This window comes from Streptomyces sp. R41, from assembly GCF_041053055.1.
GTDB lineage: Bacteria > Actinomycetota > Actinomycetes > Streptomycetales > Streptomycetaceae > Streptomyces.
This window is the reverse complement of record NZ_CP163443.1, coordinates 10,372,971-10,394,202: the sequence shown is the minus strand read 5'-3', so window position 1 is coordinate 10,394,202 and position 21,232 is coordinate 10,372,971. Positions and strand designations below refer to the sequence as shown.

At 69.7% G+C, this 21,232-nt stretch carries 16 protein-coding genes and 4 pseudogenes; 7 read left to right on the top strand and 13 right to left on the bottom strand.

The features are described from left to right. Positions 1 to 2 precede the first annotated feature (2 nt). Positions 3 to 95, top strand: a pseudogene (locus AB5J53_RS47410) (transposase family protein); the annotation flags it as partial. Here the strand turns inward: AB5J53_RS47410 and AB5J53_RS47405 are convergent. The 3 genes from AB5J53_RS47405 to AB5J53_RS47395 form a co-directional block, all read right to left on the bottom strand. Next, positions 92 to 376, bottom strand: a complete 285-nt coding sequence (locus AB5J53_RS47405; RefSeq protein ID WP_369252919.1) for a hypothetical protein — start codon at positions 374 to 376, stop codon at positions 92 to 94. The pseudogene AB5J53_RS47410 and the gene AB5J53_RS47405 sit on opposite strands and share 4 nt — an antisense overlap. 643 nt (positions 377 to 1,019) lie before the next feature. Further along, complete coding sequence (locus tag AB5J53_RS47400) at positions 1,020 to 1,340, bottom strand: hypothetical protein (RefSeq protein ID WP_369251845.1); 321 nt, start codon at positions 1,338 to 1,340, stop codon at positions 1,020 to 1,022. A 497-nt stretch (positions 1,341 to 1,837) separates the two neighbouring features. Continuing rightward, on the bottom strand, positions 1,838 to 2,566 hold the full coding sequence (locus AB5J53_RS47395) for a TetR/AcrR family transcriptional regulator (RefSeq protein ID WP_369251843.1): 729 nt from the start codon (positions 2,564 to 2,566) through the stop codon (positions 1,838 to 1,840). A 112-nt stretch (positions 2,567 to 2,678) separates the two neighbouring features. Here AB5J53_RS47395 and AB5J53_RS47390 point away from each other — a divergent pair, with 112 nt between their 5' ends. Then, positions 2,679 to 3,812, top strand: a complete 1,134-nt coding sequence (locus tag AB5J53_RS47390; RefSeq protein ID WP_369251841.1) for an FAD-dependent oxidoreductase — start codon at positions 2,679 to 2,681, stop codon at positions 3,810 to 3,812. Between the two features lie 52 nt (positions 3,813 to 3,864). Here the strand turns inward: AB5J53_RS47390 and AB5J53_RS47385 are convergent. Together AB5J53_RS47385 and AB5J53_RS47380 are read right to left on the bottom strand one after the other, a co-directional pair. Further along, positions 3,865 to 4,047 (bottom strand): annotated as a pseudogene (locus AB5J53_RS47385) (hypothetical protein); the annotation flags it as partial. Positions 4,048 to 4,182: 135 nt separating this feature from the next. Then, positions 4,183 to 5,088: a LysR family transcriptional regulator gene (locus tag AB5J53_RS47380; protein ID WP_369251839.1), complete on the bottom strand. Its 906-nt coding sequence runs from the start codon at positions 5,086 to 5,088 to the stop codon at positions 4,183 to 4,185. A gap of 139 nt (positions 5,089 to 5,227) precedes the next feature. On the opposite strand from AB5J53_RS47380, the gene AB5J53_RS47375 reads away from it, so the two are divergent. Together AB5J53_RS47375 and AB5J53_RS47370 are read left to right on the top strand one after the other, a co-directional pair. After that, on the top strand, positions 5,228 to 6,046 hold the full coding sequence (locus AB5J53_RS47375) for an inositol monophosphatase (protein ID WP_369251837.1): 819 nt from the start codon (positions 5,228 to 5,230) through the stop codon (positions 6,044 to 6,046). Between the two features lie 40 nt (positions 6,047 to 6,086). Next, positions 6,087 to 6,683: an NADPH-dependent F420 reductase gene (locus tag AB5J53_RS47370; protein ID WP_369251835.1), complete on the top strand. Its 597-nt coding sequence runs from the start codon at positions 6,087 to 6,089 to the stop codon at positions 6,681 to 6,683. A 310-nt stretch (positions 6,684 to 6,993) separates the two neighbouring features. Here AB5J53_RS47370 and AB5J53_RS47365 read toward each other — a convergent pair whose 3' ends face one another. The 3 genes from AB5J53_RS47365 to AB5J53_RS47355 form a co-directional block, all read right to left on the bottom strand. Further along, a complete protein-coding gene (locus AB5J53_RS47365; RefSeq protein WP_369251833.1) occupies positions 6,994 to 9,378 on the bottom strand; it encodes a transposase in 2,385 nt (794 codons plus the stop codon). 442 nt (positions 9,379 to 9,820) lie between these two features. Then, positions 9,821 to 10,837: a DNA-directed RNA polymerase subunit alpha gene (locus AB5J53_RS47360; RefSeq protein ID WP_369251831.1), complete on the bottom strand. Its 1,017-nt coding sequence runs from the start codon at positions 10,835 to 10,837 to the stop codon at positions 9,821 to 9,823. 247 nt (positions 10,838 to 11,084) lie between these two features. Continuing rightward, a complete protein-coding gene (locus AB5J53_RS47355; protein ID WP_369251829.1) occupies positions 11,085 to 11,339 on the bottom strand; it encodes a hypothetical protein in 255 nt (84 codons plus the stop codon). 505 nt (positions 11,340 to 11,844) lie between these two features. Between AB5J53_RS47355 and AB5J53_RS47350 the strand changes: the two genes are divergently transcribed. Further along, entirely contained in the window at positions 11,845 to 12,015 is a 171-nt protein-coding gene (locus AB5J53_RS47350; protein WP_369251827.1) for a hypothetical protein, read from the top strand. 490 nt (positions 12,016 to 12,505) lie between these two features. On the opposite strand, the pseudogene AB5J53_RS47345 reads toward AB5J53_RS47350, so the two are convergent. Together AB5J53_RS47345 and AB5J53_RS47340 are read right to left on the bottom strand one after the other, a co-directional pair. Further along, a pseudogene (locus AB5J53_RS47345) lies at positions 12,506 to 12,616 on the bottom strand (leucine zipper domain-containing protein); the annotation flags it as partial. A 28-nt stretch (positions 12,617 to 12,644) separates the two neighbouring features. Continuing rightward, positions 12,645 to 13,871 carry a cytochrome P450 gene (locus tag AB5J53_RS47340; protein WP_369251825.1) on the bottom strand — a complete coding sequence of 409 codons (1,227 nt, stop codon included), beginning with the start codon at positions 13,869 to 13,871 and terminating at the stop codon, positions 12,645 to 12,647. Positions 13,872 to 13,977: 106 nt separating this feature from the next. On the opposite strand from AB5J53_RS47340, the gene AB5J53_RS47335 reads away from it, so the two are divergent. Continuing rightward, positions 13,978 to 15,210 carry an FAD-dependent oxidoreductase gene (locus AB5J53_RS47335; RefSeq protein WP_369251823.1) on the top strand — a complete coding sequence of 411 codons (1,233 nt, stop codon included), beginning with the start codon at positions 13,978 to 13,980 and terminating at the stop codon, positions 15,208 to 15,210. Between the two features lie 617 nt (positions 15,211 to 15,827). On the opposite strand, the gene AB5J53_RS47330 is transcribed toward AB5J53_RS47335, so the two are convergent. Both AB5J53_RS47330 and AB5J53_RS47325 read right to left on the bottom strand, forming a co-directional pair. Beyond that, entirely contained in the window at positions 15,828 to 16,490 is a 663-nt protein-coding gene (locus tag AB5J53_RS47330; RefSeq protein WP_147977719.1) for a response regulator transcription factor, read from the bottom strand. After that, a complete protein-coding gene (locus AB5J53_RS47325; RefSeq protein WP_369251820.1) occupies positions 16,465 to 17,637 on the bottom strand; it encodes a sensor histidine kinase in 1,173 nt (390 codons plus the stop codon). The genes AB5J53_RS47330 and AB5J53_RS47325 overlap by 26 nt, the downstream gene beginning before the upstream one ends. Before the next feature lie 175 nt (positions 17,638 to 17,812). Between AB5J53_RS47325 and AB5J53_RS47320 the strand changes: the two genes are divergently transcribed. Beyond that, a complete protein-coding gene (locus tag AB5J53_RS47320; RefSeq protein WP_369251818.1) occupies positions 17,813 to 20,083 on the top strand; it encodes an MMPL family transporter in 2,271 nt (756 codons plus the stop codon). 67 nt (positions 20,084 to 20,150) lie between these two features. On the opposite strand, the pseudogene AB5J53_RS47315 reads toward AB5J53_RS47320, so the two are convergent. Next, positions 20,151 to 21,154, bottom strand: a pseudogene (locus AB5J53_RS47315) (IS5 family transposase). Positions 21,155 to 21,232 lie beyond the last annotated feature (78 nt).

The following is a 21,232-nucleotide window of genomic DNA, read 5'->3' as shown; positions in this document are numbered from 1 at the left end:
TGCTGCGGCAGCTCGGCCCGCTCTTCGGCGTCTCGTCGTCCACGGTGTGCCGTGCGGTCCAGAGGCTGGGGCCGTTGCTCGCGCGCCCCCGTCAGCCGCCCGGCCAACGCAACTGGCCGGATGTGGATCGTGGGTCCCATGACCGACGAGGAGTACCTCGGACGCGAGCGCGCCGCAGGGCCTGTCCTACAAGTCCTCGGCCCGGTACGTGACCTTGCCGTCGAGGACGGTCAACCGCACCGGCAGATCCGGCAGTTCGGTCGCGGCCGGTGGTGAGCGGATCGTCGGCGAAGACCCTGAGGTCCGCACGAAAGCCGGGCGCCAGGCGGCCCGCCTCGTGCTCGTCGGCCGCCGTGTACGCGGCATTGACAGTCATCCCCCGCAGCGCCTGCAGCGCGGTGAGCGTCTGCCCCGGAACGTGCGGCGGCAGGCTCAGATCGCGGCTGGGGCGGCGCTGGCGTGCGCCCGCCATGATCCCGAGTAGTACCTTCCGTGTCCGACGAGACTGACAGGAGAGTGGACGAGGGGGCATTCAGGCAGACATTCGGGGGCATGACCCAGATACGCCAGAAGCCCGCCACGGAATGATCTTGGCCCCTGGGCAGGTCCGCCCGTCACCCGTTCGGCTCGGCATCCTTGGTGGTGACGTTGGATGTCGTCCGGGGCGGGGTGGGTTGTGACCTCGATCGAGAGAACCGCGTATCCGTGGTTCAAGCGGCTGATCACCGCGCATGAGCTGCATCTGTTCTTCGCGCCGAGCCGTGACGAGGTCGAGTGGGCTGCTGCCCGTGTCGATTTGCGACGCGCATCTGCTGGCCCAGCTGCTCGCGATGAAGTCGTATCAGCGCATGGGGTGTTTCCCGAAGCTGGACGAGATCCCCGATACGGTCGTCGACTGCGTCCGCCGCGCGGTCGAGCGGCCGGAAGGCACGGTGCCGAGGGCGGTGAACCGTACGGCGGAACGACAGCGAACCGCCGTACGGCAGCGACGCGAACGGCGCCGTCCCACTTGTTGTCTCCTACGACAACCACGAACGCGTCTGGAACCCGCCGATGCCGCTTCTGTTCCAGCGCCACATCGGCGTGGAGAAGCGGCCGATCCCGGCTGCCGGGATCAGGGACATGCTCAACGACGCGCTTGCCCGCACCGGTCTCACCGACGCCACCAGCCGACCGCTGACCTTCAGCCCCCATGACTTCCGGAGGCTGGGCTGTTCATCACGGACGCGATCATGAACGGGATGCCACTCCACATCGCCCAACTCGTGGTAGGCCACGGCGACATCAACACCACCATGGGATACAAGGCGGTCTATCCCGAGGAGGTCATCAACGGCCACCGGGCCTTCATCGCCCGCCGCCGCACCACCCGCCCCAGCGAGGAATACCGAACCCGACCGACGAGGAGTGGGAGGAGTTCCTCGGCCACTTCGAACGCCGCCGGGTCGCCTTGGGCGACTGCGGCCGAGCCTACGGGACCGGTTGCGTCCATGAGCACAGCTGCCTCAGATGCAGTCTCCTACGGCCCGATCCCGCCCAGCGCGACCGTATCGTGCAGACCCGCGACAGCCTGCTCGACCGCATAGCGGAAGCCGAACGCGAGGGCTGGCACGGCGAGGTCGAGGGCCTCGGGAGAGGGCTTGAAGTAGCGGATCGACTTCCCCGGGGCTGGTCGCCGAGCTGGCCCAAAAGCAGATACGACGAGGCGTCCGCCGATCCGTGCAAGCCCTGGCGGGTCGTTTCGGGGAATCGCGTTGCGTCGGGGGTTCGGCGCGCGGAGGCCGGCGTCGGGGTGTGGAGGTTCCCCGATGAACCGCCAGATGACGCTGCCGGATAGTCAGGGCCGGACCGGGAGGTTGGCCTCCCATCCGTCGAGGAGTCGTTCGAGTCCCAGTTCGAACCCGCGCTCGGCGCTGTCGGCCGCGTGGGGAAGCTCGGCATCACGAATGACCCGGGCGAGGAGTGGATGGCGCCCGCTCTTGACGACTTTGTCGAGGTAGGGCGCATGGGCGTCCATCCATTGCTGGATGCCGACTCCGGAGCGTCGGACGGCTTCCTGTTGGGCGAGCTCGCCGATGGCGTAGCCGCGGACGAAGGCCTGCAGCGTGTCGACGACGGTGATCATCACGTCGATATCGAAGCCGAGGGGATCGAGGGCGGCGAGTGCGCGTTCGATGGCGTCGAGGGAGTTCGGTCCAAGTGATGGGCGCCCTGCTGCGAGGGAGGTCATCCAGGGATGCCGGTGGAAGGCGGCCCGGGAACGATGGGCCAGGCCTCGCAGGTCGCTGCGCCAGTCGCCGGTGGGGGCAGGCGGGCCGCCGTCTTCGGCCGCTACGGCGTCGAGCATGAGGTCGAGCAGGTCGTCTTTGGACGCCAGGTAGCGGTAGAGCGAGGCTGTGCCCGTTCCCAGTTCCTTGGCGACGCGCCGCATGGACAGTGCCTCGATGCCCTCGGCGTCGGCGATCGCGATAGCAGCGCTGGTGATCTCCGCCCGCGTGCGTGACGGCGCGGGGCCTTTCGCGGCCCGCTCCGGCCGGTTCCAGATCACCGTGTGGGCGTCGTCCATCGGTTTTTCCTCCTCACTACTGCGCTCACTGTTCGCAGTAGTGCTATCGTGGCGCCGGTACTGCGAACACTGTATCGCAGTAGAGCGGTGTCCAAGCGAAAGGGAAACCACCATGACCACTCCCGTCACGATCGTCGGTGCCGGGCTCGGCGGCCTGACCCTCGCACGGGTCCTGCACCTGCACGGCATCCCCGCGACCATCTACGAAGCCGAGATATCGGCGGACGCCCGCACGCAGGGCGGTCAGCTCGACATCCACGAGTACAACGGGCAGCTCGCCCTCGAAGCGGCCGGCCTCACCGACGAGTTCCGCGCGATCATCCACGAAGGCGGCGAGGCCCTGCGCGTGCTCGACCAGCACGGCGCGGTACTGCTCGACCAGCCCGACGACGGCACGGGCGGTCGCCCTGAGGTGCTCCGCGGAGACCTGCGTCGGATTCTGATCAACTCGCTGCCCGACGAGATGATCCAGTGGGGACACAAGGTCACCAGTGTCCGCCCCCTCGGAGACGGTAGGCACGAGCTGACCTTCGCCGACGGGCCAACCGTGACGACCGGCCTCCTCGTCGGCGCGGACGGCGCCTGGTCGAGGATCCGGCCGCTGCTCTCCGACGCCAAGCCCGAGTACGTCGGCACGTCGTTCATCGAGACCTACCTGTACGACGCCGACCAGCGCCACCCCGCAGCGGCCAAGGCCGCCGGCGACGGTTCCCTGTTCGCCGTCACAGCCGGCAAGGGGATCCTTGGCCATCGAGAGGCCGACGCCGTTCTTCACACCTACGTCGCGCTCAACAAGCCGCAGGACTGGATCGCCGCCATTGTCGCCAGTCCCGAAACGGCGGCGGCCCAGGTCGCGGCAGAATTCACCGGATGGGCGCCTGAACTCACCGCACTCATCACTGACGGGGAAACCGCCCTCGCCCCGCGCCCGATCAGCGCCCTGCCGATCGGCCACCGCTGGGACCGCGTTCCCGGCGTGACGCTGCTGGGCGACGCCGCCCACCTCATGTCACCGTTCGCCGGGGAGGGCGCCAACCTCGCCATGTTCGACGGCGCTGAACTCGGCAAAGCCATCGCCGCACATCCCGACGATGTCGAAGCCGCCCTTGCGAAGTACGAGCAGGCCCTTTTTCCCCGCAGTGCCCAGTTCGCCGCCGAATCCGACAAGAATCACCAGCTGATCTTCGGCGACAACGCCCCCGCCAGCCTGCTCGACCTGCTCATCGGCCAGGAGTCGACCGCGTGAGCGAGGTCGCCGGAGGGGAGAGGGAGTTAACGAGCCGAAGTCAGTAGTCTGCTTACGCCGGGCGACGCGCGTCGGTGACGTAGGCCGCCGGGCCGTGCTCACCAGGCCGGCGGACCGTTGCGACGAGTCGTCGCAACGCGGCGGTGGCGGGTGGACCCCAGGTGGGCTTGCCGCCGGGGCGCCCGTGGACGCCGGCCTCCCCGATGAGGACGCCGCTCAGAGCGCGCAGCAGGCTTCGCGACCGCGTTCAGGTTGGTCGTGTACGCCCCCCTCGGGGGCTGGTGATCTGATGCGGGTCCGCACAGCGGCCGGCCGTGCGGCATCAAGGTGGTCGCGTGGACGTATGGGTGAAGCGGCCGGACGGCGCCGACTACGACGCTCCGCACATGGCCAGCGCGGTTCGCGCCAGCCCGCGCAGCCAGGCGTGGGCGTGGTCGGTGTCGTAGCGCTGATGCCACGACAGGTATATCGGTGCCGACGGCAGTTCGAGCGGGAGCGGGAGCACCACCAGGCCGAGGTCGGCGACCGCTGACCGCGTGGTGGCTTCGGGGACACTGATCAGGAGATCGGAGCCGCGCGCGAACTCCAGCGCGGCCGCTTCCGTGGGCGTGGTCGCCACCACGCGGCGGGTGAGGCCGAGCCGCGCGAGGGCGTCGTCGAGGGCATTGCTGAGGTTTCCACGTCGCGAGACGGTGACGTGCTCAGCCGCGGCGTACCGCTTTGCGGTGACGGTCCTGACGCGGGTGAGGGGGTGCCCCTGCCTCACGACGATGACGAGGCGGGTCTCGCCCACGTTCTCGGCACGGATGTCCGGTGCGCTCGGGCGGTTGGCGTTCGCCTCCAGGTCGACCTCGCCGCGCCGCAACTCGGGGGTGTCGATGCTCGATTCCGCGACGAAGCGCAATCGCACGCCCGGCGCCTGTCCGCGCACGGCCGCGAGCAGTGCGGGGCCGCTCAAGGCGACCAGGGAATCGTGCCAGCGGAGTGTGAAAGTGCGCTCCAACGTTGCCAGATCGAGTTCACGGCTCGGTGCCAGCACCCCCTGGACCTGGTGCAGCAGCTCGTGCACCTGTTCCCGGACGGCGATCGCATACGGCGTCGGGGTCATCGTGCGGCCGGTGCGCACCAGGATCTGATCCCCGGTCGTGCGCCGGATTCGGCCCAGACTCCGGCTCATCGCGGGGGCGGTGACGTGCAGGCGCGCGGCCGCCCCGGCCACACTTCCCTCCTCCAGCAGCGCGTCGAGCGCGGCGAGCAGGTTCAAATCCAATTGCATGCGAGTAATCCTAGGCGTGCCTGACATGCATTTGAAGTTAATTGCGGGGCTGCATACCGTTGAGGCGAAAGCGCAAGAAGTAACGCGCAGTTCGGCCCTCGACCGGCCACAGCACCCCTCCTCAGACGGGAATACCACCATGTCCGAAACGCTTCAGACCACCGCAGTCGCCGCCTCCGACGCCGACGTGCTCGCCCAGACCGCGAACGCCGTGCGTGAGGCGGGTTCGGCGCTGCGCGAGCGCTTCGGCGAGGTGGTCCGCTACCAGACCCGCGAAGAGCTGATGCGCGCGCTCGCCGCCAACGACGAGATGGCCCTCGACATCCTGCGCCCCCGCCTCACGCGCCTGCGCCCGGACGCCGGCTGGGTGGAGGACGAACTGGACGGCGGGGCGCTGCCGCCCGGCGAATGGTGGGTCGTGGATCCGGCCGAAGGCAACGTCAACCACCTGCACGCCCTGCCGGAGTGGGCGGTGACCGCCACCCTCGTGCGTGAGAACCAGCCGGTGCTCACCGCGGTCCACCTGCCGTTGACCGGCGAGACCTACACCGCGCTCACCGGCGCGGGCGCCCACCTCGACGGCCGGCCGCTGCGCGTCTCCCAGACCGCGGACCTCGGCCTGAGCATCGTGGCCACCAGCCAGGCCCGGCCGGACGAGGACGAGAAGGTCGTACGGCGCGTCGGCTCCTCGATCACCGCGATGCTCTTCGACGCGCTCGTCGTCCGCACCGCCGTGCCCGCGACCCTGCACCTGCTGAACGTGGCCGCCGGCCGGATCGACGCCTTCTGGCAGTTCGCCGGCGCCCGCGCGGACCTGCTGCCCGGGGCGCTGCTCGTCACCGAGGCCGGCGGACAGATCTCCGACGCCGAGGGCCGCCCCTGGACCCCGCAGAGCGAGAGCTTCCTGGCCGCCGCGCCCGGCGTCCACGCCGAGGCCGTCGCCACGCTCTCACGCTGACCGCGCACCAATACCTGCAGCACGGAAGGACCAGATCATCATGACCACGATCGCAGTTCTCGGAAACGGCCGCGTCGGCGGCAACCTGGCCACAGCCCTCACCCGGGCAGGGCATGAGGTGACCGTGGCGGACCGCGCCCCGGGCGCCGCCGCCGACGCGGCCCGGACAGCCCAGGTCGTCATCAACGCCACCCCGGGCACCGGCTCGCTGGACCGGCTCGTCGCCCTGCGCGAGGAACTGCGCGACAAGATCCTCGTCGACGTCTCCAACGCCACCACCGACGGACCGGACGGACTGCCCGCCGACCTGATCTACCCCGGCTCAAGCCTCGCCGAGCAACTCCAGGAAGCGCTCCCCGAAACGCGCGTCGTCAAGACACTCAACACCATGCTCTTCCCGGTGATGACCGCGCCAGCCACGCTCACCCAGGCGCCCGACGCCTTCCTCTCCGGCGAGGACCCGCAGGCCAAGCAGACCGTCCGTGAACTGCTCATCAACCTCGGCTGGCGCAAGGAGTGGATCACTGATCTCGGCGGGATCCAGACCGCCCGCGCCACAGAGGCCGCGATCCTCTTCGTCCCGCACGTCATCCGGTCCACCGGATTCACACCCTTCGCGATCTCGATCGCCCGCTGATCCGCACACAGTGCACCGCCCCCGGCGGGCCCACATCCAGAACGGATACGACAACGCAGCCAGGGCCAGCGATTCAGCGCCGGACGGCGACCTGTGGCCACCCTTCCCGGGGCCGTCGGCCTCGCACCGAGGAATCGGCCCATCTCACGGCGGACGCGCTTGCGGAGCTGGTGGCGAATCTGCCCGCCGATACCCGCGGCGGCCGCCGGCACCGGCCTCACACTCGCCGATCCAAGTGCGGGTGCGTGTGCATGGCGCTGGCGCCGGACGGCATCACGCTGCCGCTGAAGTCGTGACCTGGCATCGATGGTCAGGCTGCCTGGCCGTAGCCGTCCGCGCCGGGGCCGTCGCCGCGCAGCGGGCCGAAGTCGACGTCCAGGCGCGGGTCGTACGCCTCGGGCTCAAGGCCGAGTTCGTGGGTGGAGTACTCGCCGAAGCGGCGAATGTGCTCGGTCAGGTAGGGCGAGATGTGGGCCAGGTCCTCGGGGTCGACGACGTGGCCCTCCTCCTGGAGCTGGCGCACGATCTCGGCGATGTCCAGGGCGTTGTGGAAGATCACCGCGTTCGTGAGCAGAGCGTTGAATTTCGCGGTCTTCTCCTGCTCGACGGGGTCGTTGTCGGTGATGACGCCACCGTTGCCGAAGCCGATCCACTGGGAGAAGCCGTTGAACGCCTCGACCTTGTTCGTGGCCGCGGTGACCCGCCGGCGCAGCGGGGCATCCGAGAGGTAGCGCAGCAGCTGGACGGTACGGATCACACGGCCGACCTCACGGAAGGCGTTGTAGGTGGCGTTCTCGCGTGAGCCCGCGCGCAGGCGACGCAGCAGCATCGTCGAGGAGATGGCGCCCTCGCGTCCGGAGATCGCCACCCGCATCAGGTGCCGGAACTGGGACTCGATCAGGTCGAAGTCTATGACGTTGCGGCCCGGCTCGCCGAACAGGGCATCGATGTGCACGTACTCCGTCTGCTGCGTGGGCCGGTAGAAGGTCAGTTCCTTCCAGTTCCGGATCCTGGGCATCAGGTCGAAGCCCAGCAGGTGGGCGAGCGCAAAGACAGGGAAGCTCTGGCCCTGCGTATCCGCGTGCACCGTGGTCGGCTTCACCTCGGAGGTGTTCTTCAGCAGACCCTCGATGATGTAGACGGCCTCCCACACCCCGCACGGGATGAAGTGCGTGAACAACGCGATGTACGCGTCCGAGATGTGGTGGTAGGCGATGCCGCCCGGCTTGCCGTACCGCACCGAGGTCTCGGACGGCAGGTTGTTGAGGTAGGTGTCCATGTGGGTGCCGTCCGCGGCGACCGCGGAGCCGTCGCCCCACGCCTGGGAGATGTCCAGGCGGGCGTGCGCGTTGACCAGGTCGGCGATCGCCTCGTTCAGCGTCGGGATGGAGAAGTGCCGGTTCGCGGCCAGCGACAGCTCGTGTCCGGTGACGCCGGGGATGTGGCGGGCGGCCTCGTAGGGGCCCATGTTGGTGCCCTTCACGAACATGATGATCACGTACCGGCCGAAAGGGTCCCTCAGCTTCGGCTCGTTGCCGGACGACGGGCCGAAGCGGCGCCACCACTCCACCCAGTACGCGGTGCGGGAGATGATCCCGATTAGCGAGCGCTCCGGCATCCTCGCCTTGATCTCCTGCTCCAGCACCCTGGCCGAGGCCCGCTGCCCCTCGGAGCGGCGCGCCTTGAGCGAGGGAATACCGGTCTCCGGGTCGATGACCAGGCCCTCGTTGTCCAAGTACCCGGCGTCCGCCGTCGCGGCGGCCGCGGTGAGTTTGTCCTCCAGCTGCCGGCTGAACGACACGGCATCGTACGGCACCGCGTCGCCGGGCTCGGCAAGCCCGACCTCCGCCAGGTAGTCGCCCAGCTTCGCCTCGACGTCCTCCCAGGGGAGCAGCTGCTCGCTCCAGTCGGCGTACTCCTCCGACCCGGCCACCGCGACGTCGCCTGTACGCAGTTCCTCAGCGAGCGCCGCGAAGACCATCGCCTCGAAGTGCTTGCGCACGAAGACACCAGGCCGGTTCTTGTCGCGTACGGCCTTCTGCCAGTTCAGCGTGGCGAAGGAGATGTCGACCGGGCGGCCGTCCTCGTGCCGCTCCGGGATGTAGTCGCGGGAGGTCTTGTACCGGCGGGCGTGCGCGAGCGCGTCCAGCCCGCGGTTGTCCTCGGAGGTGGCCCGCAGCTCCAGGCGGCTGGTCAGGTCGTACATCGTGGAGCGGTCCTTGAGCAGGTGCCCGTACGGCAGCACCTCCCAGTAGTTGCCGTGGTGCGCGGCGACCTTCTCGACCTGCTCGTACTGGCCTTCGAACCCGCCAAAGTCGTCCACCGCCGCCGCGGGCACTCCCAAGGCGCCGGACTGCACGTACAGGGCCTTCGCCATAGTGTGCACGGCGGGCCCGAACCCTTCGCCGAGCCGCGCGGCGACGGCGTCGGCCTCCGCGTCCTGGTCGAGTTCCCCGACCGCCTCCAGGATCTCGGCCGTCATGACAGCCGCCTTCTCCCGGGCGGCCTGGACGGGACTGTCGGCGTCGATGTGCTGGAGCACGGTGCGGTAGTTCCCGATCAACGCCTCAACGATGGCCTGCTGTTGCTCCCGGATGCTCTCCAGCTCCGCCTTGGCCCGCTTGACCTGCAACGCGACCCGCTTGCAGAACATCGTGGTCAGGTCGTCGCGGGCCCGCATCCGCGCCTGCCCCATTCGGATCCACGGAGGAAACATCGCCGATTGGAACGTGGGCGACCGGCGCCTGCCCTGTAGCTGAGCGAGGAGTATGACCGCGTCGCCGCGGCCCGACCCCGCCTCCTCACCGCCGACGAGCGCGAGCAGATCCGGGCCCTGGCCGGCGACCTCCCGGCGGTGTGGCAGGCGTGGCGCTACAGAATGCGATGGGCAACACCGACGTGCTGCTGAACCTACTCAAGTCGGTTGGCCTGTAGGGCTCTTGAGGCTCTACGCCGAGCGGAGCCGTCCCGGTGGCTTCCCCCGTGCCACCGGGACGGCTTTCGTGCGTCCCGGCTCAGGCCGTGCCGTCGGCCGCAGCGGCCTCGGCGAGGACGCGATAGTTCGACGGGGCGAGCCGGAAGGGCTCGTCATATGCCTGGCCGCTCCAGGAGTGGCTCCCGCGCGACTCGCGCGGCGTTCAGTATTGCTCGGTCTCGACGAAACCTGCGTCCGCGTTATCGTCCGCGCCGAAAGCCGCGGCGGTCGGGTCGAATCCGGGCGGGCTGTCCTTGAGGGCCAGGCCCAGGCCGGCCAGCTTCGCCTTGACCTCGTCGATGGACTTCGCACCGAAGTTGCGGATGTCCAGGAGGTCGGCCTCGGAGCGCGCCAAGAGCTCCCCCACCGAGTGGACGCCCTCACGCTTGAGGCAGTTGTAGGAGCGGACCGTGAGCTCCAGCTCCTCGATCGGCAGCGCCATGTCGGCGGCAAGGGCGGCGTCCGTGGGGGACGGGCCCATGTCGATGCCCTCGGCGTCGATGTTGAGCTCGCGGGCCAGACCGAACAGCTCGACCAGAGTCTTACCGGCCGACGCCATGGCATCCCGCGGACGCATGGCCTGCTTGGTCTCGACGTCGACGATCAGCTTGTCGAAGTCGGTGCGCTGCTCGACACGGGTCGCCTCGACCTTGTACGTGACCTTCAGCACCGGCGAGTAGATCGAGTCGACCGGGATGCGCCCGATCTCCTGACCGACCTGCTTGTTCTGAACGGCGGAGACATAGCCGCGACCGCGCTCGACGGTCAGCTCCATCTCCAGCTTGCCCTTGCCGTTGAGCGTGGCGAGGACGAGGTCGGGGTTGTGCACCTCGACACCGGCCGGGGGCGCGATGTCGGCGGCGGTGACCAGGCCCGGGCCCTGCTTGCGCAGGTACATCACGACAGGCTCGTCGTGCTCCGAGGAGACGACCAGCTGCTTGATGTTGAGGATCAGGTCGGTGACGTCCTCCTTGACGCCCGGCACGGTGGTGAACTCGTGCAGAACGCCGTCGATGCGGATGGACGTGACCGCCGCACCCGGGATCGAGGAGAGGAGCGTACGACGCAGGGAGTTGCCGAGGGTGTAACCGAAGCCCGGCTCCAGCGGCTCGATCACGAACCGGGAGCGGAACTCGTCGACGACCTCTTCGGTCAGGGACGGACGCTGAGCAATGAGCACGAGGTGTTGCCTCCAGTGTTTGGCGCCCAGTATGTGACGCCGTAGACACCACGAAGGGTACGGGCGATACGGCCTCCGAAAGGTCCGAACCTCCCGACTCCGCCCGCCTGCCGGCCAGTCGGCGGGCCCAGCTTGGACGCGTGCACGCACTGCCGGCCGGGCAGAGAGCTCGGGTACCTGGAGTAGGCGCGCCGCCGGCAGGCCGCCGAGGGTGCGCAGCATCGGCTCGGTGGCCTGAGCATCCTCGCTATGCGGAAGCCACGACCTGGCCGGACATGACCTGGGGAGGGTTGGGGAGCAGCGAAGCAAGGTTGTCCCGCACGAAGACCGCCGCCTGCTTGATTGATTCCTCGGCCCCGGCCTCGCTTTCGAAGACGCTGGTCGAGAGCATGACTCCGTTCCCGGCGTCGACCCAGTAGTAGGCCAGGAGGCCGGGGATCTGACGGATGAGCGGCACGAATCCCTCGTTCACCCGACGCCCTGCCTCAGCCGGATCGGTCACCCCTTCGTATCGTCTGACGGCTGCGTACACGGCTGATCTCCTCACGAATCCGGTGCATCTGCTGCGCAGACGCCCTACCCCTACGCCGTGTGCTCCGCTCGCGAGTCGTGTGGCAATCACTGGAAGGGTCCAGCCGGTGGTCCGAATGGCGGCCTCTCTCGGCGACGCCTGAATTCTGAACCCTTCGACGGCAGCCTTTGGTGATCTTCGCCTGAACCTGATCTTGATCGGAAGGCCGCCGGGAGAGCACCATGCCGGCGCGCGGCCTCGAACAGGGCGGCACGCATCAGGTCGCCGTGGGGCCTCCGCGGTCGGGGAGCGCGTCGTCGGCGACGTACGTGGTCGACTGCAGAGATGTGGGCGAGTTTCAGTGCCACCGAAGATCGGCTGGGCTGCGCATCCTGCAGCTTCGGTGGCATGGGCCGCGAGGTGCGGCCCCGGCTGGTCTCGCCCTGCACGGGTCGAGGGAGGAGCATGGGAGATGAGCGACCGAGGGAGGCCCGCCATGACATCCGAAGCCTCGGATTACGACACCTGGCTGTACTCTCACACACCCTCCCAAGCTGAGGGCGAGCGCGACGACCCGGCTGAGCGTGCAGCCCAGCACCCGGACGTCCCCAGGACCGAGCCGTCCCAGGCGGAGGGCGAGCGGGTGGACGACATCAAGACCACATGACCGCGGTGAGCCGGACTGGCAGTTACTGGGCCCGGCTCACTGCCGCTCGGCCCCGGACGGCCGTCCCGAAGGCGTCGCCTGTCGCGGTGATTTCGGCTGCGGTCCTCGTTCTGCTGCTGATCGCCGGACTTTAGCGCCTGGTCCTGGGAGTGGTGGGGCGGCCGGGCTGTTGGTCACGTCGGCGGGCGTGAAGTGGACGCCTGGGCAGTGACAGGGCCTCACCATTCACGCTTTGGACCATCAACGCTGGGCGACGCCGCTTGCGCGGCGCGGTGGACAAATCTGTGCGAAAAATGCGTTTCTCGCCTGAAGGCACGCCCCAGCAGGAAGATGATCTGCCTGCCTGTGCCGACGTTGTGCTGCTCGCTAAGGGCCATGGGTGTCCTAGGTGTATTGACCCGAAGGGTTGTTCACACGGCTGACGGGTGGCTTGCCGCCGAGTGCGGTGTGGCAGCAATTGCAGTCTGCGACCGGTAGGGGCAGCGTTCCGCCGCCACCGGCGCACCCACTTGTGTGCGGTGGCACGCGAGATGCCCGTCTCATGAGCGACTGGGCGGCCGGAGAGCACACGTGCAACGAGCAGCCGTCCGCCGTGAACGGTGGGACACGAACGCCTCCGTGTGGTGCAGTCAGCCGGAGTCGCCCGAGGTGAACGTGACGGGCAGCTGTTCGGGGCCGCGCAGACCGCCCGAACGCCATCGCAGTTCGCTGGGCGGCACGGCCAGGCTGAGGTGGGGCAGGCGGCGCAGGACGGTTCCCATGGCGATCTGCCCCTCGAGCCGGGCCAGTGGCGCGCCCAGGCAGTAGTGGATGCCGTGCCCGAAGGCGAGGTGCGCGTTGTCCTGCCGGGTGATGTCCAGGCGGTCGGGGTCCGGGAACTGCGCCGGGTCGCGGTCGGCGATGGCGGAGGCGACCAGCACGGTCGCTCCGCGCGGGATGGTCACTCCCGCGATGGTGACGTCCTCGCGCGCGAACCGGGCGATGCCCGGGTTGACCGGTCCGTCGTAGCGCAGGAACTCCTCGATCGCACCGGGCAGCAGTTCCGGATCGTCCCGCAGCATCCGCAGTTGGTCGGGGTGGGCGAGCAGTGCGGCGATGCCGCTGCCGATCAGGTTGACCGTGGTGATGTACCCGGCCACCAGCAGCAGGAAAGCCATGGCGATCAGCTCATCCTCGTCCAGCCGGTGTTCCTCGTCCCGGGTGGCGATGAGCGCGCTGAGCAGGTCGTCAGCGGGCCGGGCTCGCTTGTCCTCGAGGAGTCGGGTCAGGTACGAGCGCATCTGCCGCCACGCTCGGTCCATCCGGGCCGGGTCCGGCGGCTCGTCTCCTTGAAGGATCATGTCGTCGGTCCACCGCTGGAAGTCGTCCCGGTCGGCGACGGGCACTCCGAGCAGTTCGCGGATCACAGTGACGGGAAGCGGCAGCGCGAAGTCCTCGACGAGGTCGGCCTTGCCCGCGGGCTCGATCGCGTCGAGCAACCGGTCGGTGATCTCCTGGACGCGCGGCCGCAGCTCGGCCACCCTGCGGGCGGTGAACGCCTTGGAGACCAGGCGGCGCAGGCGGGTGTGGTCGGGCGGGTCGGTGCGGAGCATGGTGCGCAGCATCGACTCGCGCTCCGTGGCGGGCAGCCGCTCGAGGAGGCGGGGGTCCGAGGCATCGCGGACGTCGCTGCTCAGCCGTGAGTCGGACAGGGCCGCGAGGCCGTCTTCGTAGCGCGTGACCAACCATGCCTCGAGGCCGCCGGCGATGACGGCGCGCCGTACCGGGCCGTCCTCGCGCAGCTGCCGGTAGAGCGGGAAGGGATCTGCCATGAAGGCCGGATCGGCGTACGGCAGTAGGACCGGCTGCTGGCTCATCAGGCCTCCAGGGGGCGTCACGAACCCACACGGCGGAGTTGTTCATTTCTGATGGTATATGTCCCAATTAACCCGATCGCGGATGTCACCGAAGGGATGGGCTGCGATGGAGCGGACAACGTGCTGCGTGGTGGGCGGCGGCCCCGCGGGAATGGTCCTCGGCCTGCTGCTGGCCCGGGCCGGCGTGGCCGTCACGGTCCTGGAGAAACACGGCGACTTTCTGCGTGACTTCCGCGGCGACACAGTGCATCCCTCGACCCTGGCACTGCTGGACGATCTCGGTCTGGCCGAGCGCTTCGCCCGTCTGCAGCAACGTCGGGTGACCACGGTCCAGCTGCCGCTCGGCGCGGACGGTTCGCTGATCACCGTCTCGGACATCAGCGCACTACCGGGCCCGTACAACTACGTGGCGATGGTGCCGCAATGGGACCTGCTGGACCTCCTCGCCGACGAGGCCCGAAAGGAGCCGTCCTTCTCCGTGCGGATGAGCACTGAGGCGACGTCGTTCCTCGTGGAGCACGGACGGGTCGCCGGGGTGCGGTACCGAACGTCCGACGGCCGTACCGGCGAACTGCGGGCCACCCTCACGGTGGCGTGCGACGGTCGGGGCTCGCTGGCCCGGTCGCGGCCCGAACTGCGGCTGCGGCAGTTCACCTGCCCCATGGACGCCTGGTGGTTCCGGGTGCCACGGCGGGAAGGCGACCCGCACGGGCTTGTGGGAGGCGCCGGCGACCGGCTCCTCACCGCGTTGATCGACCGTGGGGAGTACTGGCAGTGCGCGGCGCTGATTCCCAAGGGGTCCGACGCCGAGCGCCGCGCGGCCGGTCTCGAGCGGTTCATGGCCGACTTCTCCGCCGCCGTGCCCTGGCTCGCGGACCGGGCGCATGCGCTGCGGTCATGGGACGAGGTGAAGATGCTCGACGTACGGCTCGACCGCCTCCGGCGCTGGCACCGCCCGGGACTGCTGTGCATCGGCGACGCGGCGCACGCGATGTCACCGGTCTTCGGCATCGGCATCAACCTCGCCGTCGAAGACGCAGTGGCCGCCGCGCGGTATCTCGTCGAACCGCTGCGCAGGGGTGTGGTCGGCCTGCGGGACGTACGCGGCGTCCAGCGGCGCCGGTGGCCGACCACGGCGGCGACGCAGGCACTGCAGCGGTTCGCTCACGCGAGGGTCATCGCGCCCGCACTCGCGGGACGCCCGCCTTTCGGCAATGCCAGGCGGGCGGAGCGGATGAGCAACCTGCTCACCACTTCTCCGTGGCTCAAGCGCGTGCCCGCGTACTTCATCGGCTACGGCGCCGTGCGCGAGCGTCCGCCGGCCGAGTCGGTGCGGTGAGCTGCGGCGCACGGCCGGGTGCATTGACCTGACACGTTAGTTCACACGGTTGACCGGTGGCCGGCCTGCGAGTGCGGGGTGGCAGCGGCAAGCGTTGCCCCCCACCACGCGCATCAAGACAAGCAGCTACAACCAGCTCACCAGCCACTCCGTGGCCGGGACCGCTCGCCTGGCCTGTAACAGACCATCCCGGCCATCGATACGCGCCGGGAGCCCCGGCCACCAGCCCGCACGACCGGCGTGCGGCCGACCCGTCCCCACGGCCTGGCGCGCGGCGCCTCGACTGCCCGGTCTCGTCGGCGAAGGCGATCCAGGTACCGAGATCCGCCGCGCGGCTCGGAGACCGCGTTCGTCTTCAGGCCGGCTACTAGGGCGCGTATCGAGTCGTGATCATCGGGTGGTCCTGGCGAGGTCTTTGATCCAGATCATCGAGGCGTGCAGGTGGAGACTGGCGAGGTAGCTGTCGGGAGTCTTGTCGTATCGGGTGTCTCACCGTCCCAGTTCCGGCCTCCTGGTACGCCACGCTCTGGGGCGGGTGAGGCACGTGGAGCCGACGTGAGCCGACCGGTGCACTGATGTCCGGGCGGGGACTCATGGGACATGGCCCGGCACCCGGCTCAGGTTCCGGGGAGGATACGGCGCGTTTCGTAGGCCCACATCGCGATCTCGACCCGGTTGCGGGCGCCGAGTTTGGCCATCAGGCTGGCCAGATGCGTCTTCACCGTGCTGAGGCTGATGTGCAGCGCGTCGGCGATCTCGGTGTTGGTCAGCCCGCGGGCGACGGCGAGGAGCACCTGCTCCTCGCGGGCGGTGACGGGTGAGACCGGCTGGGCCGCGGGCCGGCCGGCGGGCAGGTCCGCGAATGCCTGGAGCAGGCGGACGGTGACGCTGGGCGCGATGAGCGCCTCACCGTCGGACGCCGACCGTACGGCCTGCGCCAGAAGGTCTGGTCCCGTGTCCTTGAGGAGGAATCCGCGGGCGCCGGCACGCAGTGAGCCGTAGACGTACTCGTCGAGGTCGAACGTGGTGATGACGACCACGGCCAGCGGGTCGGCGACGCCCGGGCCGGCGACCAGCCGGGTGGCCTCGAGCCCGTCGAGTACGGGCATGCGGATGTCGAACAGGCAGACGTCGGGGCGTAGTTCGCGAGCCAGACGTACCGCTTCCCGCCCGTCGGCGGCCTCGCCGACCACCTCGATGCCGGGCTGGGCGTTCAGCATGATCCGCAGCCCGGTGCGGATGATCGTCTGGTCGTCAGCGACGAGGACGCGAATGGACACCGCTCTCGCTCCTCGCTCTCGGCAGTTCGGCTTCGACATGCCAGCCCCGGTCGGTACCCGGGCCGGCTCGTAGTGTGCCGCCGAGCAGGGTCGCGCGCTCGCGCAGTCCGGTAAGTCCGTATCCGTCGCGACCCCGGCCGGTGCGCCGGCCGTTGTCGCGCACGCTCACCCGTACCGTGTGCCGTTGCGCGGCGACCCGAACGACGAGCTCGGTCGCGTCGACCGCATGGCGCAGCGCGTTGGTCACCGACTCCTGCACGATCCGGTAGACGGCCGCGTCCACGGCCGGGGGCAGCGCGTCCAGTTCGCCGTCGAGCCCCAGGTCGACCCTGAGGCGACCACCCGGGGTGCGCACCAGGCGCTCCAGATCCGCGACTCCGGCAGGGGGCGCCAGCTCGGCGCCGACCCCGCGGTCGCGCAGCGCGGCGACCATGGCGCGCATTTCCTCCAGCGTGCGCGCCCCTTCCTCCTCGACCCCCTCCAGCGCCTCGACGGCGGCGGACGGGTCGGTGCCCGCGAGCACCCGGCCCGCCTGGGCGATGATCACCATGGCCGACACGTGGTGGGCCACCGTGTCGTGCAGTTCCCGGGCGAGCTGCTCGCGCTCGCGGGAGCGCACCTGCTCCAACTGCCGCTCGCGAGCGGTCACCCGGAACCGCACGGCAGCCCCGACCACGCCGGGCAGCAGCAGGAAGACGAAGCCCACGACATTTTCGACGACCGGGGTCTCGTCCGTGACGGAACACAGCGCGCTGGCCGCGAGGATCACCGCGCCGCCCAGCACGATCTCGCGTCCCGATCCCCACCGGGGCAGCGCGTACACCAGCACGAGCACGACCGCGCCGGTGTACAGGCCGACGGGCTCGCGCGGTGCGGCGACGAGCGAGGCCACCTGAAGCAGGATCACCGAGCCGAACGCCAGCGTCACCATCGCCAGCGGGCGGGTCCGGCGCCACAGGGGCAGCAGGCACAGCCATACGGCGAACACCACCGCCACCGGCCGCCACACGACGTTCTCGCGCAGGGTGGCCTCCAGCGCCACACCGGCAAGGCCCGCGGCGAGCAGCGCCCAGTCCCGGCGCACCCGGGCGGGCGCGTCGGGCGGCCGGGGTTCGGTCCACAGGGTTCGCAGGTCGTCTCGGAGCACGGTTCTCAGCCTAGGGACCGCGGCGTGCCGCGCATCAGCCGAAAGGACGGGTCGTCACTCCGCCCCGGGGCCGACGGATCCGCGGCCCGCGGGCCGATGCCGCGGAGCGCCGTGGCGACGAGCCTCGGCATCGGCGGCCGTACAAGGACGGCCGACGAGGTGGTTGGAGGACCCGATGCTCTCGAAAGCCCTGTTGCGCCTGGGCGCAAGCGCCGCCCGCCATCCCTGGCGGGTGATCGCGGCATGGCTGATCGCCGCCACGCTCGCCGTCCTCGCCGCCGTCGCCTTCGGCGGGCGGACCGCGGACTCGATGACCGCTCCGGGACTGGACTCCCGACGGGCCGCGGAATTGATCGAGCGGGCAGGCACCGGCCAGGAGGGGATGACCGCCCAAGTGGTCGTCACCCCCCTCGACGACGGTGCGACGTTCTTCGACGACGACGGCGCGCGCACCGCTCTCACGCGGCTGCGGGCCGAGGTGAAGCGGCTGCCGCACGTGCTCGGCACGAGCGACCCGGCGGGGGCGCTCGACGCGGGCGGGGACACCGCCGTGCGCGGCGGCCTCGTTTCGGCCGACGGGCGGATCGCGGTCGTCCGGGTGCAGTACCCCGACCAGAGCCTGCTGTCGGCCGAAGACCTCGACGCCCTCGTCGATCTCGGCGACCGGCTGCGCGCCGAGCTGCCGCTGCGCATCGAGATGGGCGGGAACCTCTTCTACGTCTTCTCCGACCCCGACGGCGGCGCGAGCGAGCTGATCGGCCTCCTCGCCGCGGCCGCGATCCTGTTCCTGGCGTTCGGTTCGCTCGTCGCCGCCGCGCTGCCGATCGGCATGGCGGTCTTCGGGCTGACCGTCGGGGTCGCCACGATGACGGTACTGGCGGGGGTGACAGAGGTCCCCACCTTCGCACCGGTCCTGGGCAGCATGGTCGGGCTCGGAGTGGGCATCGACTACGCGCTGTTCGTGCTCGCCAGGCACCGGGAGTACCTCGCGCGCGGGCTCGATCCCCGCGAGGCGGCGGGGCGAGCGGTGGCCACGGCGGGGAGGCCCGTGGTCTTCGCCGGCGGCACCGTCGTCGTATCGATCCTCGGCCTGGCGGTCGCGAACGTACCGTTCATGACGGTGGGCGGGCTCGCCGTCTCGATCGTCGTTCTGACCATGGTGGTCGCGTCGGTGACGCTGCTGCCGGCCTTCCTCGGCGCCGCCGGCCCACGCCTGGCCCGGGCCGGCCGGATCGGCCGGGCTCTGCAGACCAGGAAGCTGGGCCGACTCGCACGGCGGCGGGACCCGGCGGCAGGCGCCGCCCACGGCGCCGGGTGGCGTCGCTGGATCGGGCACGTCAGCCAGCACCCGGTGCCGTACGCGGTCGGCGCGGCGGGGCTGCTGCTGACCGCGACGCTGCCCGTGCTCGGCCTGCGCGTCGGCCTGCCCGACGACGGCTCACTGCCCCACAGCCGTACCGAGCGCCGGGCCTACGACCTCGTCGCCGAGGGGTTCGGCCCGGGCACCAACGGTCCCCTCGTCATCGCCGCGGACCCCACCGGTGATCCGGGAGTGCTGGACCGACTCGTCGCAACGGTCGCGGCGGATCCGGGCATCGCATCCGTCGCGCCGACGCACATCGATCGGGCCACCGGCATCGCGACCCTCGTGGTGTTCCCGACCACCAGCCCTCAGGACAAGGCCACGGCCGACACCATCGCCCGGCTGCGCACCGACGTGCTGCCCACGGCGATCGGGCACGGCCCGGCCAGGGCCCACGTCGGCGGCGCCGCCGCGAGCCTGTCCGATGTGGGCCAACGCACCAGCCAACGCCTGCCGGTGTTCGTCGCCGCCGTGCTGGCGATGTCGTTCCTGCTGCTGATGCTCGTCTTCCGCTCGATACTCGTACCGCTCAAGGCGGTACTGCTGAATCTGCTGAGCATCGGCGCGGCCTACGGCATCATGGTCGCGGTCTTCCAGTGGGGCTGGGGAGGCGCACTCATCGGGCTGGAAGCGACGGTTCCGATCGTGTCGTTCATCCCGATGTTCCTCTTCGCCATCCTGTTCGGCCTGTCGATGGACTACGAGGTGTTCCTCCTCTCCCGCGTACGCGAGGAGTACCTGCGCACCGGCGACAACGGCACGGCGATCGTTGAGGGCGTCTCGCGCACCGCCCGGATCATCACCTCGGCCGCCCTCATCATGGTGGCGGTCTTCCTGTCCTTCGCCGTCGCCGAGGACCCCTCCACCAAAATGTTCGGGCTCGGCCTGGCCACCGCGATCTTCATCGACGCCACGGTCGTACGCATGGTGCTGGTACCGGCGACCATGACACTCCTCGGCCGGACCAACTGGTGGCTGCCGAAGTGGCTAGACTGGATGCTTCCCCGCGGCCCGGTCGGCACCGACGACACCGACGCGGAATCCACGGGTGAGGCCCCGCGTCCACGGCTGGTTGACCGTTGACTCAACTCCTGCCCGCCCTTGGCGTCCGGCACCTCAGCGCGTCACCTAGGGGCATATCGAGTCGTGATCATCGGGTGGTCCTGGTGAGGTCCTTGATCCAGATCATCGAGGCGCGCAGGTGGAGACCGGCGAGGTAGCTGTCGGGAGTCTTGTCGCATCGGGTGGTGATGCCTCGCCATGCTTTGAGCTTGTTGATCAGGCGTTCGACGGTGTTCCGCTCCTTGTAGAGATCGGCGTCGTGGCTGACGGGTCGGCCACCTCTGGAGCCCTTCTTCTTCCGGTTGGCGGCCTGGTCCTTCTTCTCCGGGATGACCGCCTTGATACGGCGTTTGCGCAGGTGGGCGCGGTTTCCGCGGGACGAGTACGCCTTGTCCCCGGCGACCGCGTCCGGCCGGATGCGGGGTCGGCCGACGGGCCCGCGTACCCGTACCTTCTTCAGGACGGGGATGAACTGCGGGCTGTCCGCTGCCTGGCCCGTGGTCAGGATGAACGCCAGCGGGCGGCACTTGCGGTCGGCGGCGAGGTGGACCTTGCTGGTCTGCCCGCCTCTGGAACGTCCGAGGAGGGCGGCCTTCAGCCGGAGTTTCCGCCGACGCCGGATGCGTCGTCGTTCTTCCAGCGCGGGATCGCTTTCGGTCTCTTGCCCGTTTTGCTCTTCGAGGCCGCCCCCTTTGACCTGGCCTTCTCCTCCTCGGCCGCGGCTTTCTCCAGGGCGGTGACGACGTCCTCGTCGAGGTGCATCCCGGCCGCGTCGTGGTGGGCTCGGGCGGTGGTGGAGTCGATGGTGACCAGGGACAGGTCCACCTCACCCCGCTTCGCGGCTTCCGTGATCAGGCCCTCCAGCAGGGCCTCGAAGACGCCGGCGTCACGCCACTGCCGGAAGCGGTTGTGGACGGTCGACCAGGCGCCGAACTCCGTCGGCATCTCCCGCCACTGCCCGCCCGTCTTGAACCGCCAGATCACGCCCTCGAACTGCTGCCGCAGTCGCTCGGGGTACGGGCCGTACTCGCCGATCGGCAGGTACGGCTCGATGAACTCCCAATCCGGATCGGTCAGTTGCACTCGCGTCACGTAAGACCGTCTATCGGACCGGACCGTGCCACGAAGGCACATCCCGCAAATTGATCACGACTCGATACGCGCCCTAGT

What these genes read in the sequence shown, in the direction of transcription:
- AB5J53_RS47405 (WP_369252919.1), bottom strand. Translation starts at nt 376, where the DNA reads ATGACTGTCAATGCCGCGTACACGGCGGCCGACGAGCACGAGGCGGGC.
- AB5J53_RS47395 (WP_369251843.1), bottom strand. Translation starts at nt 2,566, where the DNA reads ATGGACGACGCCCACACGGTGATCTGGAACCGGCCGGAGCGGGCCGCG.
- AB5J53_RS47390 (WP_369251841.1), top strand. Translation starts at nt 2,679, where the DNA reads ATGACCACTCCCGTCACGATCGTCGGTGCCGGGCTCGGCGGCCTGACC.
- AB5J53_RS47380 (WP_369251839.1), bottom strand. Translation starts at nt 5,088, where the DNA reads ATGCAATTGGATTTGAACCTGCTCGCCGCGCTCGACGCGCTGCTGGAG.
- AB5J53_RS47375 (WP_369251837.1), top strand. Translation starts at nt 5,228, where the DNA reads ATGTCCGAAACGCTTCAGACCACCGCAGTCGCCGCCTCCGACGCCGAC.
- AB5J53_RS47370 (WP_369251835.1), top strand. Translation starts at nt 6,087, where the DNA reads ATGACCACGATCGCAGTTCTCGGAAACGGCCGCGTCGGCGGCAACCTG.
- AB5J53_RS47365 (WP_369251833.1), bottom strand. Translation starts at nt 9,378, where the DNA reads ATGGGGCAGGCGCGGATGCGGGCCCGCGACGACCTGACCACGATGTTC.
- AB5J53_RS47350 (WP_369251827.1), top strand. Translation starts at nt 11,845, where the DNA reads ATGACATCCGAAGCCTCGGATTACGACACCTGGCTGTACTCTCACACA.
- AB5J53_RS47340 (WP_369251825.1), bottom strand. Translation starts at nt 13,871, where the DNA reads ATGAGCCAGCAGCCGGTCCTACTGCCGTACGCCGATCCGGCCTTCATG.
- AB5J53_RS47335 (WP_369251823.1), top strand. Translation starts at nt 13,978, where the DNA reads ATGGAGCGGACAACGTGCTGCGTGGTGGGCGGCGGCCCCGCGGGAATG.
- AB5J53_RS47320 (WP_369251818.1), top strand. Translation starts at nt 17,813, where the DNA reads ATGCTCTCGAAAGCCCTGTTGCGCCTGGGCGCAAGCGCCGCCCGCCAT.